The organism is Nocardia sp. Tas62D01 (genome assembly GCF_055232035.1).
The window spans coordinates 589,418-604,950 of record NZ_JBUYUZ010000001.1 but is presented as its reverse complement, the minus strand read 5'-3'; the positions used below and the strand labels follow the sequence as shown (position 1 = coordinate 604,950).

Here is a 15,533-nt window from a genome sequence, read left to right as displayed (position 1 = left end):
CTCTAGAATCGCCGAGCGGAGTGATACGGCGTCGAGCCCATCGGCGCCACGGCGACCGGGACACCAAAAGTGGAGGCGTGCAACATGAGTCCGTTGCCCGCGTAGATGCCGACATGGGAGATGTCGGAGTAGAAGAACACGACATCGCCGGGTTGCAGATTCTTCCGGTCCACCGGGGTGCCGAAGGTGGCCTGTTGGGAACTGGTCCGAGGCACGTCGATGCCGACCTGCTTGAACGCCCACTGCACCAGACCGGAGCAGTCGAATTGGTTCGGGCCGGTCGCGCCCCACACGTATGGGTCGCCAATACGGGTCAGTCCGGCCGCCAGCGCGCTGGTCCCGCTACCGGGCACGAGACCCTGCAGCAGGGTGTCACGGTTGAAGCCGGGCGGGAAGGGCGATCCGGTCAGGGCAGTCTTGTCCTTGGCCGACAGCGTGCCCCACGCCGAGACCACCTGAGCGATCGCGCCGGACAGATCTGCCCGCTTGTGTTCCAGCTCGGCACGCACCTGGTCGGCTCTGGTGGCGGCGGCGCGGGCCTTGTCGTCGGCGGCCTTGGCGATCGCTTCCGCGTCGGCCGCGGCGCTGGTGGCCGACCGGTAGCGGTTCAGCTGATCGGAAGTCTTGGCCGACAGCACATCCAGCGTGGACATCTGATCGAGCAATTGCTGTGGCGAGTTGCTGGCCAGCACGGCGAACAGTCGGTTGGAGCGCGCGCCCTGATAGGCGGCGATCGCGGTGCGGTCGACGATCGGCTGGAACTTGCGGACTTCGTCGCGCGCGGCGTTGGCGGCGTCGGTGCTCACGGCTAGCTTGTCGTCGAGATCGCGCTGGATGGCGAGCTTGGCGTCGAGATCGGCCTGCACGCCCAGCGCCTGCTGGTTGAGCTGCTCGGACTCGCGCGACAGGTCGATCATCCGCTGCACGGCCTCGCTGGGCGTGGTCGGCGGCGTAGCCGGATCGGCACCCGCTGGGCTGCCGCCGTAGAGCGTCGCGGCCAGGACTCCGGTCGCCAGTGCCCCGCCCACCAGACGTTTCGTGCTTTGTCTCCGGTGATGTGCCACAGCTGGCGTGCCCCGTTCTCTGGTAAAGCGAGGACGCAGTCCTCAAATGAGGTGTTGTCACCCTCGTGAGCTGCGAGAACGGTAGTTCGATCACCGGCAGCGCCGTAAGGTCTCGTTTAGGTTACGGAATGGCGTAGGTCTGTGTCCAGTAGGGTACGAAATGATCACGTACGCCATCCCGCTGCCCCGCCGTATCGAAGGCAGGCCGGTGGATCAGAAGCGGCGCGCTCCGGCGACCGGCATCGACGAGATCGGGGCGATCTTCACCGGGGTGCCAGAGGTCGACGCGTGGATCACGTTGCCGTCGCCGGCGTACAGGCCGGAGTGGCCGCCGCCATAGAACGACACCACGTCGCCCAGCTGCAGGTCGTCCAGCGAGACCGGGGTGCCCGCAGCCAGTTGGGCGTAGCTGGTGCGCGGCAGCTCCATACCGGCCTGCTGGTAGGCCCACTTGACCAGACCCGAGCAGTCGAAGGCGTTCGGGCCCGCGGCGCCGTAGACGTACGGCGAACCCAGCTTGGTCATCGCGGAGTCGAGCGCGACCTCGCCATGGGTCTTCTGGGGTGCCATGAACGGCAGTGGCGCGGGTGGGTTGCCGAGCTGGATGTCGGGGATGTTCGGGGGGATCGGGATCTCGTTGGGCACATCGAAGGTTCCGATGCCGGTAATGGTCACCGGCTGGGCCGATGCGGGAGCGGCCGGAAGAAGAAACGCGCCGATGGTCGCAGCGCCGACTGCTCCGGCGGCAACGGCACGCTGCACCTGTCGCTTTACGGTGGTGTTCGCCATGATGCGGTACTCCGAATCTGAATCTGCCCCACGACGCCGTACCCGGTGGTGCGGCGGACTTCGTTCCACCAGTCCTGCGGCTCGGTGAGACTCCGTGAGGTCTCGAAAAGGTTACGAAACAATCACGGTGGTTTGTAAAGAAGGCCACATCCGAAATGTCGGTGCTCAACAAAAATGCGAAACATGAAATGCGAGATAAATCACAACAATCACGAAACGATAACAACTGGTCGTTATCGAGGAATGTCCGAGCCGCCACGCGGCGCGTCCAGGACCCTATCCGGGCCAGTTTCCGGCTCCGTTTCTCGGCCATTTCCCCAGGTCGAAACAGCCATCGAGGTACTGATAGCGACTTGACACCGAACGTGCGATCGGTGTCGCCGCGACACGCAGTGCCGGGCCCAAGATGCCACCGCGCTGCGATCGTGCCCCGGACTCATTGATGCAGTTTCGGTATGTATGTGATCTGGGTCTCTTTTGTGAATTGAAGATCATTTCGCGGGTAAGAAAACGAAAAGCTCGCGGATAAATACGGACATTTCGTGTGCGATGTCGCGCGCGCCGTTCCTGTCGGACCCAGCCCTTACGCTGCACGCCGTGTCCGACCCTGTGCCGCGCCCGGCCGCCGCCAAGCAGCTGGCCTTCGATGAACTCGACACGCCGCTCTATGACACCACCTTCGTGGTCGTCGACCTGGAGACCACCGGTACCAGCCCGGCCGGCGACGCGATCACCGAGATCGGCGCGGTCAAGGTGCGCGGCGGGGAGGTGCTCGGTGAGTTCGCCACTCTGGTCAACCCGGGACAGGAGATTCCGCTGGGGATCGTGCAGATCACCGGGATCACCACCACCATGGTGTACGCGGCGCCGCGGATCGAGGCGGTACTGCCCGGCTTCCTCGAGTTCGCGGCGGGCGCGGTCCTGGTCGCGCACAACGCACGGTTCGATATGGCGTTCCTGCGCGCCGCGGCGGCTCGTAGCCACACCGCCTGGCCCACCGGGCCGGTGCTATGCACTGTGAAGCTGGCCCGTCGGGTGCTGACCCGAGACGAGGCGCCCTCGGTTCGGCTCGGCGTACTCGCCCCGCTGCTCGGTGCGACCACTCAGCCGACCCACCGCGCCCTCGACGACGCCCGCGCGACGGTCGACGTCCTGCACGCGTTGATCGCTCGCGTCGGCAACCAGGGCGTGCACAGTCTCTCCGAACTGCTCGACTATCTGCCTGGGGTCACCCCCCGGCAGCGGGCCAAACGCGTCCTCGCCACCGACCTGCCGGGAAGTCCGGGCGTCTACCTGTTCCGCGGACCCTCCGACGAAGTGCTCTACATCGGCACGGCGGTAAACCTCCGCCGCAGGGTCCGCAACTACTTCACCGGTTCCGAGACCCGGGGCCGGATGAAAGAGATGGTGTCCCTTGCTACTCGGGTCGACCACGTGGTGTGCGCGCACGCGCTGGAGGCAGGGGTGCGGGAGCTGCGGCTGCTCGTCGCGCATACCCCGCCCTACAACCGGCGCTCGAAATTTCCCAGGCGCGCCTGGTGGATCACGCTGACCGAGGAACCCTTTCCGCGCTTCGCGATCGTCCGGACACCGAACCGGGATGCGTTGGGTCCCTTCTCTTCTCGAATGGATGCCACCGAGGTGGCAGTTACCATCGCGGAATACAGCGGCCTGCGCACCTGCACCACGCGTCTGCCGCGTGCGGGTCGGCACGAATGTCCGCCCGCGGTGGTCGGCGGCTGCCCCGCCGCGGCGGTCACCGGGATCCCTATTAATAGAGAGGAATACGCGTCCGCACCGGCGGCGGTCCGCGCGCTGTTCGCGGGCCACTCCGACGCGCTGCTGTGCGCCATGCTCGAACGCATCGAAACACATTCGCGGGCAGAGCATTTCGAGGCGGCGGCCCGGCAGCGCGACCGCGTCGTCAGGGTGATCCGCGCGCTGCACCGCACCCAGCGTCTTGCGGCCATCGCCGGTATCGCCGAATTGATCGCCGCGCACCCGGACGGTGTGGGCGGATGGGAGTTCGCGGTGATCCGCTACGGCCGCCTCGCGGGCGCGGGTAATGCGGCAAAGGGTGTATCGCCCATGCCGGTCGTCGAACGCATTGTCGCCGCGGCGGAAACCGTCATCCCGATCGGTGCCGACGCCGGCGCCGGTGCGCTCCGGTCCGCCGATGCCGAACTATTGGACGCGACACCGGCGGCGGTCGATCCCGGCTCCGAGATGATGCTCCCGATCGACGGCACAGCGGTTCAATCCCTGCCCGGCGGTCCCGAAGCAACGCTGGTGGTCGCCGGTGTGGGTGCGGCAGCGCTGGGGGGTGCCGCGCCGAATGTGCCCCCGTTGCGCGGCGCGTCGCCGGAGGAGGTGGCGCTGGTCGCGCGCTGGCTGGCGAGGCCGGGGGTTCGGATCGTGCGTACCACCGAGGGCTACCGCGAGCCCGCCTACGGAGCCGGGCGCTGGATGGGCTGGGTGGAACTGGCCGATGCGGCGGCGCGAGCGAAACTCCCGGAGCAGGAGTACGCCGACCGCTTAGGCTGACAGCCATGATTACCGCGATCGTCATGATCAACGCCGAGAACGCCCGCATCCCGGAGACCGCGCAGGCGCTCGCCGACACCGAGGGCGTGGCCGAGGTCTATTCCTGCGCGGGCGATATCGACCTGATCGCGATCGTGCGGGTGCGCGACCACGAGCAGATCGCCGAGGTGGTGACCGACCGGATCGATAAGACGCCCGGCGTCGCCCGCACCATCACACACATCGCGTTCAAGTCCTATTCCAGCGCGGATGTGGAGGCCGGGTTCTCGCTGGGGGAGTAAGCGCCGCGGAGACTCAGCCGACCTGGACCGACGACCCGTTGGAGGTGTGGGACTCGCCCGGCTCAGCTGTCGCCGAGCGTGTTGGTCAATACGACCCAGCGGTCGAGCAGGGCGGCGGATTTGCCTGTGTCGATGGCGGTGGCGGCCCGTTCGACACCGGCGGCCAGCACTTCGTGGACATCGGTGTCGGGATCACCGATGCCCTGCGACAGGTCATAGGCGACGATGGCCGCCGCGGAGTTCACCAGGACGGCGTCGCGGACGGCGCCGGGGGAGCCCGCGAAAACATCGCGGGCCACGGCGGCATTGGTCTCGGCATCGCCGCCACGCAGCGCATCCAGGTTCACCCGCGGGATGCCCAGCCGAGCCGGGTCGATGGTGGTCTCGCGCCGCCGCCCGCCGGAGACGATCCAGACGTCGGTGGTGTCGGAGGTGGTGATCTCATCCAGGCCGTCGTTGCCACGCACGATCAGGGCGCTTGCGCCGCGTTCGGCGAACACGCCGGCGATCACCGGCAGCAGGTCGGAGAAGGCGCAGCCGACCAGTCCGGCGCGCGGTTGCGCCGGATTCGTCAGCGGGCCGAGCACATTGAAGACGGTCGGGATGCCTATTTCTTTACGGGCCGGTCCGGCGAAGCGCAGCGCCGGATGGAACAGCGGTGCGAAACAGAAGCCGATCCCGACCTCACGCACGCATTGTGCCACCGCGTGCGGGCCGAGCGCGAGCCGCACACCGAGCGCCTCGAGCACGTCGGCGCCACCGCTCTTCGACGAGGCCGCCCGATTGCCGTGCTTGACCACCGGCACGCCCGCGGACGCGACCACGATCGCGGACATGGTGGAGATATTCACCGAGCCGGAGCGGTCGCCGCCGGTCCCGACGATGTCGACCGCATCGCCGTCGACGTGAACCAGGCGGGCGTGCGCGAGCATGCCGGAAGCCATACCGGTCAGCTCCGCCGAGGTGGGGCCCTTGATCTTCATGGCAACCCCGAATGCGGCGATCTGCGCCTGCGTCGCGTTGTCCGAGAAGATCTCGTTGATCACCCATGCGGTGTCGTCCGCGGCCAGATCGCCACCATCGGCGAGTGTCCCGAGCACCTGGGGCCAGCTGCGCACGCTCATGTCCACTTCTCCCGTCACACTGGTTCGCGCACCAGTTTGTCGCGATGCAGCCTAGTGGGCCAGACGTTTATTACAGCTCGAGCTGTGCGGCGGGGATGCGCAGATAGTGCCGCAATACCGCGGGTGCGTCGGCCTGCCACCCGGTCGCGCGTGCCTCGTCTCAGCGTTCACTTACTCAGCGTTCACTTACTCAGCGTTCACTTACTCAGCGTTCACTTACTCAGCGTTCACTCACCGTCGCCTGCGATGCTGGACCTGGCGCAACACCTCGCCACAACACCAACTTTCGAGCGAAGCGAGATCGAGCCCGAACACGCAGCGCCGCAGGCGCTGCAAATTGGACACGAGAACCTGTCTGTCCGTGCGTTTTCCGAGACCGAGCCACAAGTTTCGCACCCGGGTACTTGTGTCGTACTACGACGAGTCATACTTACCCCCGTGACGACCGCAGTAGGGACCCCAGGATCGGCCATTACTCAGCGTGTGCATTCGCTGAACCGGCCCAACATGGTGAGCGTCGGTACCATTATCTGGCTGTCGAGCGAGCTGATGTTCTTCGCCGGGCTCTTCGCGATGTATTTCGTCGCGCGCGCCCAGGCGCACGGTAACTGGCCGCCGGAGCCGACCCACCTGAATCTGACGCTTGCCGTGCCGGTCACGACCGTGCTCGTCGCCTCGTCGTTCACCTGCCAGATGGGTGTGTTCGCCGCGGAGAAGGGCGACGTGTTCGGGTTGCGTCGCTGGTATGCGATCACCCTGATCATGGGCGCGCTGTTCGTCGCGGGCCAGGGCACCGAGTACCACTCCCTTGTCAAGGAGGGCACCTCGATCTCGAGCAGCGCCTACGGCTCGGTGTTCTACATCACCACCGGTTTCCACGGTCTGCACGTCATCGGCGGTCTGATCGCCTTCGTGTTCCTGCTGATCCGTACCAAGGTCAGTAAGTTCACTCCCGCACAGGCCACCGCGGCGATCGTCGTTTCGTACTACTGGCACTTCGTCGACATCGTCTGGATCGGGCTGTTCGCCACGATCTACTTCGTCCGCTGAGCCCGACGCGACGCGTCAGCTACCCCCAAATCTTTTGCACAAGTCGGTTCCGTCTACTCCAAAGGGACACAGATGAGTTCATCTCCCCCATCAACGCCAGAGCCTGCCAGCCCCGACAGCGGCAAGGCCAGCAAGACGCGTAAGCAGCGCCGCATTCGCCGTCGTATCGCGGGTGGGCTCGCGCTGCTGGTGGGACTGGTCGCAGCCGGCTTCCTTGCCGCGGCTTTCACGCCGGATCCGCAGATCGCGACCGCGAGTGAGGACCAGTCCGCGTTGATCCGCGACGGCAAGCAGCTGTACGAGACCTCGTGCATCACCTGCCACGGCGCGAACCTGCAGGGCGTGCTCGACCGCGGCCCCAGCCTGATCGGTGTCGGCGAGGCCGCCGTCTACTTCCAGGTGTCCTCCGGCCGTATGCCGATGGCCCGCAACGAGGCCCAGGCGCAGCGCAAGCCACCGAAGTTCGACGAGCACCAGATCGACGCGCTGATGGCGTATGTGGCGGCCAACGGTGGCGGCCCGAGCGTCGTGCGCGACTCGAACGGTCAGATCGCGCAGGAATCGCTGCGTGGCCCGGACATCGCCCGCGGTAGCGAGCTGTTCCGCCTGAACTGTGCGTCCTGTCACAACTTCACCGGCAAGGGCGGCGCGCTGTCCTCCGGTAAGTTCGCGCCGCCGCTGGAGCCCGCCAGTGAGCAGCAGATCTACGACGCGATGGTCACCGGCCCGCAGAGCATGCCGAAGTTCTCCGACCGGCAGCTGACCCCGGAAGAGAAGCGCGACATCATCGCCTATGTCAAGAACGCCACCGAGGAACGCGACCCGGGCGGGTACGGCCTCGGCGGCCTCGGTCCCGCGACCGAGGGTCTGGCCATCTGGGTGGTCGGCATCACGCTCGTCGTCGGTGCCGCGATGTGGATCGGATCAAGGTCATGAGCGATAAGGAGCCAAACGACATGGGTCGGCCCGATGAGGGCGACGGCATCACCGAGCTGTCGAAGGACGAGGTGAGTCCCGCCGTGTCCGAACAAGCCGGAGCAGGGTCCGAGCATGCCGGGGCAGGGTCCGAGCATGCCGGGGCAGGGTCCGAGCATGCCGGGGCAGGGTCCGATCTCAGCACCTTGGATCCGACCGAGGAAGAGCTCGACGCGATGTCGCGGGACGAGCTGGTCAAGCTCGGCACCGCGCGTGACGGCGTCGTTGTCGCCTACCGGCGCGAGCGCTTCCCGGTCCCGGGTACCCGTGCCGAGAAGCGGGCCGAGCGACAGGTGTCGTTCTGGTTCGCGGTCTCCGGCCTGGCGGCCGCGGTGCTGGTCGGTGTGTACCTGTTCTGGCCCTGGCAGTACAAGGGCAAGAACGAGGACGGCGCCGGTCTGTACTCGCTGTTCACCCCGCTGGTCGGTCTGAGCTTCGGTATCGCGGTGCTGGTCATCGGAGTCGCGGTGGTGTTGATCCGCAAGAAGTTCATCCCCGCCGAGCTGTCCATCCAGGACCGCCACGACGGCAAGTCGCCCGAGGTCGAGCGCCGTACCCTGGTCGCCGAGCTCAGCGACGCGCTGGAGACCTCCACGCTCGGTCGCCGCAAGATGATCACCCGCACGGCCGGCGCCGGTGTCGGTGTGCTCGGTATCGGCGCGCTGCTGGTCTTCGTCGGCGGCATGATCAAGAACCCGTGGGCCAAGGGCGACAAGTCGCCGCTGTGGGTCTCGGGCTGGACCCCGGATTACCCGGGCGAGACCGTCTACATCCGTCGCGACACCGGTCGCCCGGAGGACATCGTGCTGGTGCGTCCCGAGGATCTGGACGCGGGCGCGATGGAGACCGTCTTCCCGTGGAAGGAAAAGTGGCGCGGTGACGAGCACGCGACGCTGCAGTCGCTGCGCGGTATCCGCAACGCCGTCATGATGATTCGTCTGCGCACCGAAGACGCGCAGAAGGCCATCAAGCGCAAGGGCCAGGAGAGCTTCAACTTCGGCGACTACTTCGCCTACTCGAAGATCTGCACCCACCTCGGCTGCCCCACCTCGCTGTTCGAGCAGCAGACCAACAAGATCCTGTGCCCCTGCCACCAGTCGCAGTTCTCCGCGACCGAATGGGGTAGGCCGGTCTTCGGTCCCGCCGCCCGCGCACTGCCGCAACTGCCGATCACCGTCAACTCCGAGGGCTACCTGGTCGCCAATGGCGACTTCATCGAGCCCCTCGGCCCGGCCTACTGGGAGCGTCGTTCATGAGCTTTGCAGACAAGGCGACCGCCCAAGCCAATGCGGCGGACGAGCGGTATCGCGCCGCGGCATTCGCGAAGCGGTCGATCAACAAGGTCTTCCCGACCCACTGGTCGTTCCTGCTCGGTGAGATCGCGCTCTACAGCTTCATCATCCTGCTGCTGTCGGGTGTGTATCTGACGTTGTTCTTCGATCCGTCGATGACCGAGGTCGTCTACAACGGCGCCTACCAGCCGCTGCGCGGCGTGACCATGTCGCGGGCCTATGAGACGGCGCTGGACATCTCCTTCGAGGTGCGCGGCGGTCTGTTCGTTCGCCAGGTCCATCACTGGGCGGCCCTGCTTTTCGCGGCGTCGATCATCGCGCACCTATTCCGCATCTTCTTCACCGGCGCGTTCCGCAAGCCGCGTGAGGCGAACTGGGTGATCGGCTGCCTGCTGTTGATCCTGGCGATGTTCGAGGGCTTCTTCGGTTACTCGCTGCCCGATGACCTGCTGTCCGGTACCGGCCTGCGGGCCGCGTTCGGCGGTATCACGATGAGTATCCCGATCGTCGGCACCTGGATGCACTGGCTGATCTTCGGTGGGGACTTCCCCGGCGACCTCATCATCCCGCGCCTCTACATCGCGCACGTGTTGCTGTTCCCCGGCATCATCCTCGCGCTGATCGCCGCCCACGTGGCGCTGGTCTGGTATCAGAAGCACACCCAGTTCCCCGGCCTCGGCCGCACCGAGAATAATGTGGTCGGCGCCCGCATCGTGCCGGTGTTCGCCGCCGACCAGGGTGCGTTCTTCGCCTTCACCCTCGGCATCGTCGGCATCATGGGTGGCGTGCTGCAGATCAACCCGATCTGGAACCTGGGGCCCTACAACCCCTCCCAGGTTTCCGCCGGGTCGCAGCCGGACTTCTACATGATGTGGACCGACGGCCTGGCCCGACTCATGCCGCCGTGGGAGCTCTACCTGGGTCGCTACACCGTCCCGGCCGTGTTCTGGGTCGCGTTGATCATGGGCTTGGTCTTCACGGTGCTGATCCTCTATCCGTGGATCGAGAAGCGCCTCACCAAGGACACCGCGATGCACAACCTGCTGCAGCGTCCGCGTGACGTGCCGGTGCGCACCGCGATCGGTGCGATGTCCATCGCGTTCTACATGGTGCTGACGCTGTCGTGCGTCAACGACATCGTCGCCTACAAGTTCGACATCTCGTTGAACGCCACGACCTGGATGGGCCGCATCGGCCTGCTGATCGCGCCGCCGATCGCGTACTTCGTCGCCTACCGGTTCTGCGTCGGCCTGCAGCGCGGCGACCGGGCGGTGCTCGAGCACGGCATCGAGACCGGCGTGATCAAGCGCCTGCCGCACGGTGAGTACATCGAGGTGCACCAGCCGCTCGGCCCGGTCGACGACCACGGCCACCCGATCCCGCTGGAATACCAGGGCGCCCCGGTGCCCAAAAAGATGAGCAAGCTGGGTTGGGCGGGCAAGCCCGGCACCGGCAGCTTCCTGCGGCCGGACCCGTGGCAGGAAAGCGAGCAGGCCTTCGAGATCGAGCACGCGGAGGAGCACAAGCAACTCGCCGTGCTGCAGAAGGCTCAGGAGAAGGATCAGAACGGCAAGCAAAACCACTGACTTGTAGCCACAAACGAAGACCCCGAGTCGAATCCGACTCGGGGTCTTCGCGTTTGCCGTGCCATATCGGTCAGCGCCGCCGGGCCGCCTCGATGGCTTCGAACTTCGCCAGGTTGTGCCGGGCGTCGGCCAACGCGTCGTGCGCGTCCTGGGGGATCGGGGGCAGCTCGGGGCGGCCGTGCGCGTCCCAGTGCTGGCGCAGTTCGTTGGTGTAGCGGGGCAGCGTGTTGGGCAGATCGACCATCGACCCCCACAGCTGGCACAGTGCCACGTGGTCGTAAGCGCCGACCCATGCCCACAGCTCCGGCGTCACGCTCGGGCGCGGAACCAGGAAGTCGTAGAGGTCCTTGCGGATCTGTTCGCGGCTGCGCCACACCCGCGACGACGGCGACGGCAGTTTCGGCAGCACGTTCTTGCGTACCCAGGGGCCCGCCCGATCGGGATCGAATTCCGTTGAGACCGCGTAGTATTCGCGGCCGTCCTCGCAGACGACGCCGATGGACACCAGATCGATGACGACGCCATCCTCGATGAATTCGCAGTCATAGAAATATCTCAACGAGATCGGACTCTCCTCGGCGGTTCGGTACGGCGTCGGCGGCTGGACCGCCGCGCCCTCGGTGTGCTCGAACATTCAACCCTAGGTGTGCGGATTCAAGCCCTACCACCGGGTATCTACACCACCCGGTCGGTCCGTATTCTGAACTGGTGAACTGGACCGTCGACGTACCCATCGATCGCCTGCCGGAACTGCCGCCGCTGCCCGCGGAGTTGCGCAGACGGCTGGATGACGCGCTTGCCCGCCCGGCGCTGCAGCAGCCGTCGTGGGATCCGGTGCAGGCGGCGAATATGCGTACGGTGCTGGAGAGCGTGCCGCCGATCTGCATGCCCGCTGAGGTGGAGGACCTGCGGGTGCAGCTCGCCGAGGTCGCGCGCGGTGAGGCGTTCCTGATGCAGGGCGGTGACTGCGCGGAAACCTTCGCCGACAACACCGAGCCACACATCCGTGGCAATATCCGGACGCTGCTGCAGATGGCCGTGGTGCTCACCTACGGCGCCAGCCTCCCGGTGGTCAAGGTGGCGCGCATCGCGGGGCAGTACGCCAAACCGCGCTCCTCCGATACGGATTCGCTCGGCCTCAAGTCCTATCGCGGCGACATGGTGAACTCGCTGGCACCCGAGGCGGCGGTGCGCGAGCACGATCCGTCGCGCCTGGTGCGCGCCTACGCCAACGCCAGCGCCGCGATGAACCTGGTGCGCGCGCTGACCGGTGCGGGCATGGCGGATCTGCACAAGGTGCACGACTGGAACCGTGACTTCGTGGCCCAGTCGCCCGCGGGCGCGCGCTACGAGGCGCTGGCCGAGGAGATCGACCGCGGTCTCGCGTTCATGACCGCGTGCCGGGTGAAAGACCCGAGCCTGCAGTCGGCTCGCATCTACGCCAGCCATGAGGCCCTGGTGCTCGACTACGAACGCGCCATGCTGCGCCTCGGCGAGAACCCGGCGGGCGAGCCGGTGCTCTACGACCTGTCCGCGCACTTCCTGTGGATCGGCGAGCGCACCCGTCAGCTCGACGGCGCGCACATCGCCTTCGCGGAACTACTGGCCAACCCGATCGGCCTGAAGATCGGCCCGACCACGACGCCGGATCAGGCGGTGGAATACGTCGAGCGGCTCGACCCGAACAATCAGCCGGGCCGACTGACCATCGTCTCGCGGATGGGCAACAGCAAGGTCCGCGACGTGCTGCCGCCCATCATCGAGAAGGTGCAGGCGACCGGCCACCAGGTGATCTGGCAGTGCGATCCCATGCATGGCAACACTCACGAGGCGTCCACCGGTTATAAGACCCGCCACTTCGACCGGATCATCGATGAGGTGCAGGGCTTCTTCGAGGTGCACCACGCGCTGGGCACCCATCCCGGCGGCCTGCACATCGAACTCACCGGTGAGGACGTCACCGAATGCCTCGGCGGCGCGCAGGACATCTCCGACCTGGACCTGTCGGGCCGCTACGAAACCGCCTGCGACCCGCGCCTGAACACCCAGCAGTCGCTGGAACTGGCGTTCCTGGTCGCCGAAATGCTGCGCTGAGCCGAGTTCGAGCAAGCCGGGCCGAGTCCCGGCTGATCTCGATCGCCGCAATAGCAGTCGAACGTCTGTGGACCAGGCACGGGCCGGCTGCTGCGCACGTGGCTGGTCGGTGCGGATCTACCCGGGTTTCCTGGTGCTCAGGGGAGGGCGACGATGGTGATCGTGGTGCCGGATTCGACATTGCCCTGGGGGCCGACGCTCTGCGAGATCACTACCGAACCGTCGGACGGGGTCAGCTGACGTACCTGTACCTGCAGGCCCAGGGCTTGCAGCTTGGCGCGAGCATCGCCGACGCTCTGGCCGATCACGTTGGGCATCCGGATGGCATTGGACACGATCAACGTCACACCGTCGCCCGACTGGACGGTGGTGCCCGCGGCTGGCTCGGTGCCGATCACCTTGTCGGCCTCGATACTGCGATCGAACTGCATCCTGGTGTCGTGCACCATGATTCCGGCGTCGGTAAGCAACTTGGTGGCGTCCGCGGTAGTGCGTCCGCGCACATCGGGCAGCCGGACCGGCTTGGACCCATTGCTGCGGTACACCTTCACCTGCGCGCTCATCGGCAGCACGGTGCCGGACGCCGGATCGATCTTCGCGAGGCTGCCCTTCGGGGCGGAGCTACCGACTTCGCCGGAGTCCACCGGTTGTAGTCCGGCGTCGCGGATGAGCTGGTTGACCCTCGCGAGGTCATCGCCGGGCTTCACATCCGGCACCTTGGGCTTACCGCTGGATACCAGCATGGCCACGGTCGATCCCTTGGTGACCTTGGCCCCGGCGGGCGGGTCGCTGCCAACCACGGCGCCCACCGGGATCGTGTCCGAGGCCTTCTGTCTAACATCGGTGCTGAAGCCCGCATCGGACAAGGCCGCGACCGCGCGGTCCTTGTCCAGTCCGGCGATCGGCGGGACCGCGGAGAAGCGTCCGATACCGAGCCACCAGCCGCCGACTCCGACCAACAGTGTCAGAATCGCCACCACGGCCACCCACAGCAGCATCGTGCGGCGCGCGCGGTTGCGCTCGGTGCCGTACTCCGGATACGGGGAGTTCTGCGGCAGGTGTGAGGTCTGCGGCCCGTAGTTCTCGGGCGGGCTGTAGTCGTCCTGCGGACCGTAGTCGCCGTAGCGCGGCCGTGAGGCCGTGACGACCCTGGTGTGCTGCAGCGGCTGCGGGGCATACGGTTCCGCGTGCGCCGCGGCTTGCTGAGCCGGGGCGTGGTCCGGCGTGGCGATCCGGTAGCTTGCGCTCAGGTGCTCGGCCGATTCCTTCGGCGCGGGCACCCGGTACGGCGGCAGATTCAGCGCGACCGCGATCTGGTGCAGCGCCGCCACCATTTCGTTCGCGTCGGCGAAACGGTGCGAAGGCTCACGGGCGGTCGCCCGGGCGATCAGGTCGTCGAACTCCTGCGGTACCCCGGCGATGAACTGACTCGGGCTCGGGACGTCCTTCTCGATCCGCTGATACGCCACCGACAACGAGGTGTCACCGGTGAACGGGACTTGGCCGGTGAGCAATTCGAAGATCAATACACCGAACGCGTAGACATCGCTGCGCGAATCAGCGGTGCCGCTGGTGACCTGTTCGGGCGCCAGGTAAGCGGCGGTGCCGAGAAGCACGCTCGCCGAGGTGGTGTTGGCCGCCGCCACGGCACGCACCAAGCCGAAATCGGCGATCTTCACCTCACCCGCATCCGAGATCAGCACGTTTTCCGGCTTGATATCGCGATGGACCAGCCCCGCCAAATGCGCGACGCCGATCGCGGCGAGCACCGGTTCGGCGACCGCGCGCGCCGCGTGCGGCGGCATCGGGCCGCGTTCGCGCAGCAGTTCGCGCAGCGTGCCACCCTCGACCAGCTCCATGATGAGGAACGGATATTCGCCGTCGACGCCCTGGTCGTACACCGCGACCAGTGACGGATGCTTGAGCTTGGCGACCGCGCGCGCCTCGAATTCGAATCGCGACAGGAACTGGGGATCGGCGGCGAACTTGGGATCCATCACCTTGATGGCGACCGGGCGGTCCAGGCGAGTGTCCACGCCCCGGAAGACCATCGACATCCCACCGCGAGCAATCGGCGCATCGATGCGGTAGCGCCCTTCCAGTATTTGCCCGATCAAGTGATGTCCTCCGGCTTTCACAAAGTTCTCACCCCTCGCTGGTAGTGCGACAAGCGACCGACCGCCCCGTGCGGCCCCCTCGATGGTAATCGGCGAATGCCGCCCGGGTGTCTCACGACGTGCGGCGGCGGACCGTCTACCGTATTCCGGGTGAGCGCATTTCCCTGCAGCGATGATGTCCTTCCGGAGTCCGCGGCCGTGCTGCCACTGCCTGAGGTGGCCGACAAGCTCGGGCTCGTGGTGACCCGGGTGCATCAGATGTTGCGTGACCATCAACTGCTCGCCGTGCGCCGCGACGGCGTAGCAGGCGTCCCCGAACGGTTCTTCGACGATACCGGCGCGGTGGTCAAGCCGCTGCCCGGCCTGATCACCGTGATGAAGGACGCCAAATACACCGACGAAGAGATCCTCGAATGGATCTTCACCGAGGATGACACCCTGCCGGGCAGGCCCGTCGATGCCCTGCACGGTCCGCTGGCGCGCGAGGTCATCCGCCGCGCAGCGGCCGATCCTGTCTGAGTTATTGGCCGCTCTGAGTTATTGGCCGCGCGGGCGCGGCGTGTTCGCGGCCCCCTTGGGCTCGCGTCCGAGCGGCCGAGACTCGCGACTTCGTCGCA

Annotated in this window: 13 protein-coding genes; 8 read left to right on the top strand and 5 right to left on the bottom strand. The window is 66.6% G+C overall.

The annotated features are described in order from the left end of the window. Positions 1-2: 2 nt before the first annotated feature. Together ACV7NQ_RS03015 and ACV7NQ_RS03010 are read right to left on the bottom strand one after the other, a co-directional pair. On the bottom strand, positions 3-1,028 hold the full coding sequence (locus tag ACV7NQ_RS03015; RefSeq protein WP_463358194.1) for an NlpC/P60 family protein: 1,026 nt from the start codon (positions 1,026-1,028) through the stop codon (positions 3-5). 249 nt (positions 1,029-1,277) lie between these two features. Beyond that, positions 1,278-1,853, bottom strand: a complete 576-nt coding sequence (locus tag ACV7NQ_RS03010) for a C40 family peptidase (RefSeq protein WP_463358193.1) — start codon at positions 1,851-1,853, stop codon at positions 1,278-1,280. A gap of 597 nt (positions 1,854-2,450) precedes the next feature. On the opposite strand from ACV7NQ_RS03010, the gene ACV7NQ_RS03005 reads away from it, so the two are divergent. Both ACV7NQ_RS03005 and ACV7NQ_RS03000 read left to right on the top strand, forming a co-directional pair. Next, the gene (locus ACV7NQ_RS03005; protein WP_463358192.1) at positions 2,451-4,397 is read left to right on the top strand and encodes a DEDD exonuclease domain-containing protein; all 1,947 of its coding nucleotides are present in this window, start codon (positions 2,451-2,453) and stop codon (positions 4,395-4,397) included. 5 nt (positions 4,398-4,402) lie between these two features. Next, positions 4,403-4,678, top strand: a complete 276-nt coding sequence (locus ACV7NQ_RS03000; protein ID WP_463358191.1) for an Lrp/AsnC family transcriptional regulator — start codon at positions 4,403-4,405, stop codon at positions 4,676-4,678. Positions 4,679-4,740: 62 nt separating this feature from the next. Here the strand turns inward: ACV7NQ_RS03000 and trpD are convergent, their stop codons facing one another. Beyond that, positions 4,741-5,802 carry an anthranilate phosphoribosyltransferase gene (trpD, locus tag ACV7NQ_RS02995; RefSeq protein ID WP_463358190.1) on the bottom strand — a complete coding sequence of 354 codons (1,062 nt, stop codon included), beginning with the start codon at positions 5,800-5,802 and terminating at the stop codon, positions 4,741-4,743. Between the two features lie 438 nt (positions 5,803-6,240). On the opposite strand from trpD, the gene ctaE reads away from it, so the two are divergent. From ctaE to qcrB, 4 genes are all read left to right on the top strand, one after another. After that, the gene (gene ctaE / locus ACV7NQ_RS02990) at positions 6,241-6,852 is read left to right on the top strand and encodes an aa3-type cytochrome oxidase subunit III (RefSeq protein WP_463358189.1); all 612 of its coding nucleotides are present in this window, start codon (positions 6,241-6,243) and stop codon (positions 6,850-6,852) included. Between the two features lie 72 nt (positions 6,853-6,924). Further along, positions 6,925-7,788, top strand: coding sequence for a cytochrome bc1 complex diheme cytochrome c subunit (gene qcrC, locus ACV7NQ_RS02985; RefSeq protein WP_463358188.1), 864 nt, complete (start codon positions 6,925-6,927; stop codon positions 7,786-7,788). A 20-nt stretch (positions 7,789-7,808) separates the two neighbouring features. Next, positions 7,809-9,083 (top strand): cytochrome bc1 complex Rieske iron-sulfur subunit, encoded by a 1,275-nt coding sequence (qcrA, locus tag ACV7NQ_RS02980; protein ID WP_463365516.1) that lies wholly within the window; start codon positions 7,809-7,811, stop codon positions 9,081-9,083. Next, complete coding sequence (qcrB, locus tag ACV7NQ_RS02975; protein WP_463358187.1) at positions 9,080-10,705, top strand: cytochrome bc1 complex cytochrome b subunit; 1,626 nt, start codon at positions 9,080-9,082, stop codon at positions 10,703-10,705. The genes qcrA and qcrB overlap by 4 nt, the downstream gene beginning before the upstream one ends. 70 nt (positions 10,706-10,775) lie before the next feature. Here qcrB and ACV7NQ_RS02970 read toward each other — a convergent pair whose 3' ends face one another. Beyond that, entirely contained in the window at positions 10,776-11,264 is a 489-nt protein-coding gene (locus ACV7NQ_RS02970) for a polyadenylate-specific 3'-exoribonuclease AS (RefSeq protein ID WP_463365515.1), read from the bottom strand. A gap of 149 nt (positions 11,265-11,413) precedes the next feature. On the opposite strand from ACV7NQ_RS02970, the gene ACV7NQ_RS02965 reads away from it, so the two are divergent. Further along, the gene (locus tag ACV7NQ_RS02965) at positions 11,414-12,799 is read left to right on the top strand and encodes a class II 3-deoxy-7-phosphoheptulonate synthase (RefSeq protein WP_463358186.1); all 1,386 of its coding nucleotides are present in this window, start codon (positions 11,414-11,416) and stop codon (positions 12,797-12,799) included. 137 nt (positions 12,800-12,936) lie between these two features. On the opposite strand, the gene pknB is transcribed toward ACV7NQ_RS02965, so the two are convergent. Continuing rightward, entirely contained in the window at positions 12,937-14,916 is a 1,980-nt protein-coding gene (gene pknB, locus ACV7NQ_RS02960; RefSeq protein ID WP_463358185.1) for a Stk1 family PASTA domain-containing Ser/Thr kinase, read from the bottom strand. A gap of 150 nt (positions 14,917-15,066) precedes the next feature. On the opposite strand from pknB, the gene ACV7NQ_RS02955 reads away from it, so the two are divergent. Continuing rightward, positions 15,067-15,435, top strand: a complete 369-nt coding sequence (locus tag ACV7NQ_RS02955) for an Rv2175c family DNA-binding protein (protein WP_463358184.1) — start codon at positions 15,067-15,069, stop codon at positions 15,433-15,435. Positions 15,436-15,533: the final 98 nt, after the last annotated feature.

Coding starts and splice junctions, on each gene's coding strand:
- ACV7NQ_RS03010 (WP_463358193.1), bottom strand. CDS start 1,853: ATGGCGAACACCACCGTAAAGCGACAGGTGCAGCGTGCCGTTGCCGCC.
- ACV7NQ_RS03000 (WP_463358191.1), top strand. CDS start 4,403: ATGATTACCGCGATCGTCATGATCAACGCCGAGAACGCCCGCATCCCG.
- trpD (WP_463358190.1), bottom strand. CDS start 5,802: ATGAGCGTGCGCAGCTGGCCCCAGGTGCTCGGGACACTCGCCGATGGT.
- qcrC (WP_463358188.1), top strand. CDS start 6,925: ATGAGTTCATCTCCCCCATCAACGCCAGAGCCTGCCAGCCCCGACAGC.
- qcrA (WP_463365516.1), top strand. CDS start 7,809: ATGGGTCGGCCCGATGAGGGCGACGGCATCACCGAGCTGTCGAAGGAC.
- qcrB (WP_463358187.1), top strand. CDS start 9,080: ATGAGCTTTGCAGACAAGGCGACCGCCCAAGCCAATGCGGCGGACGAG.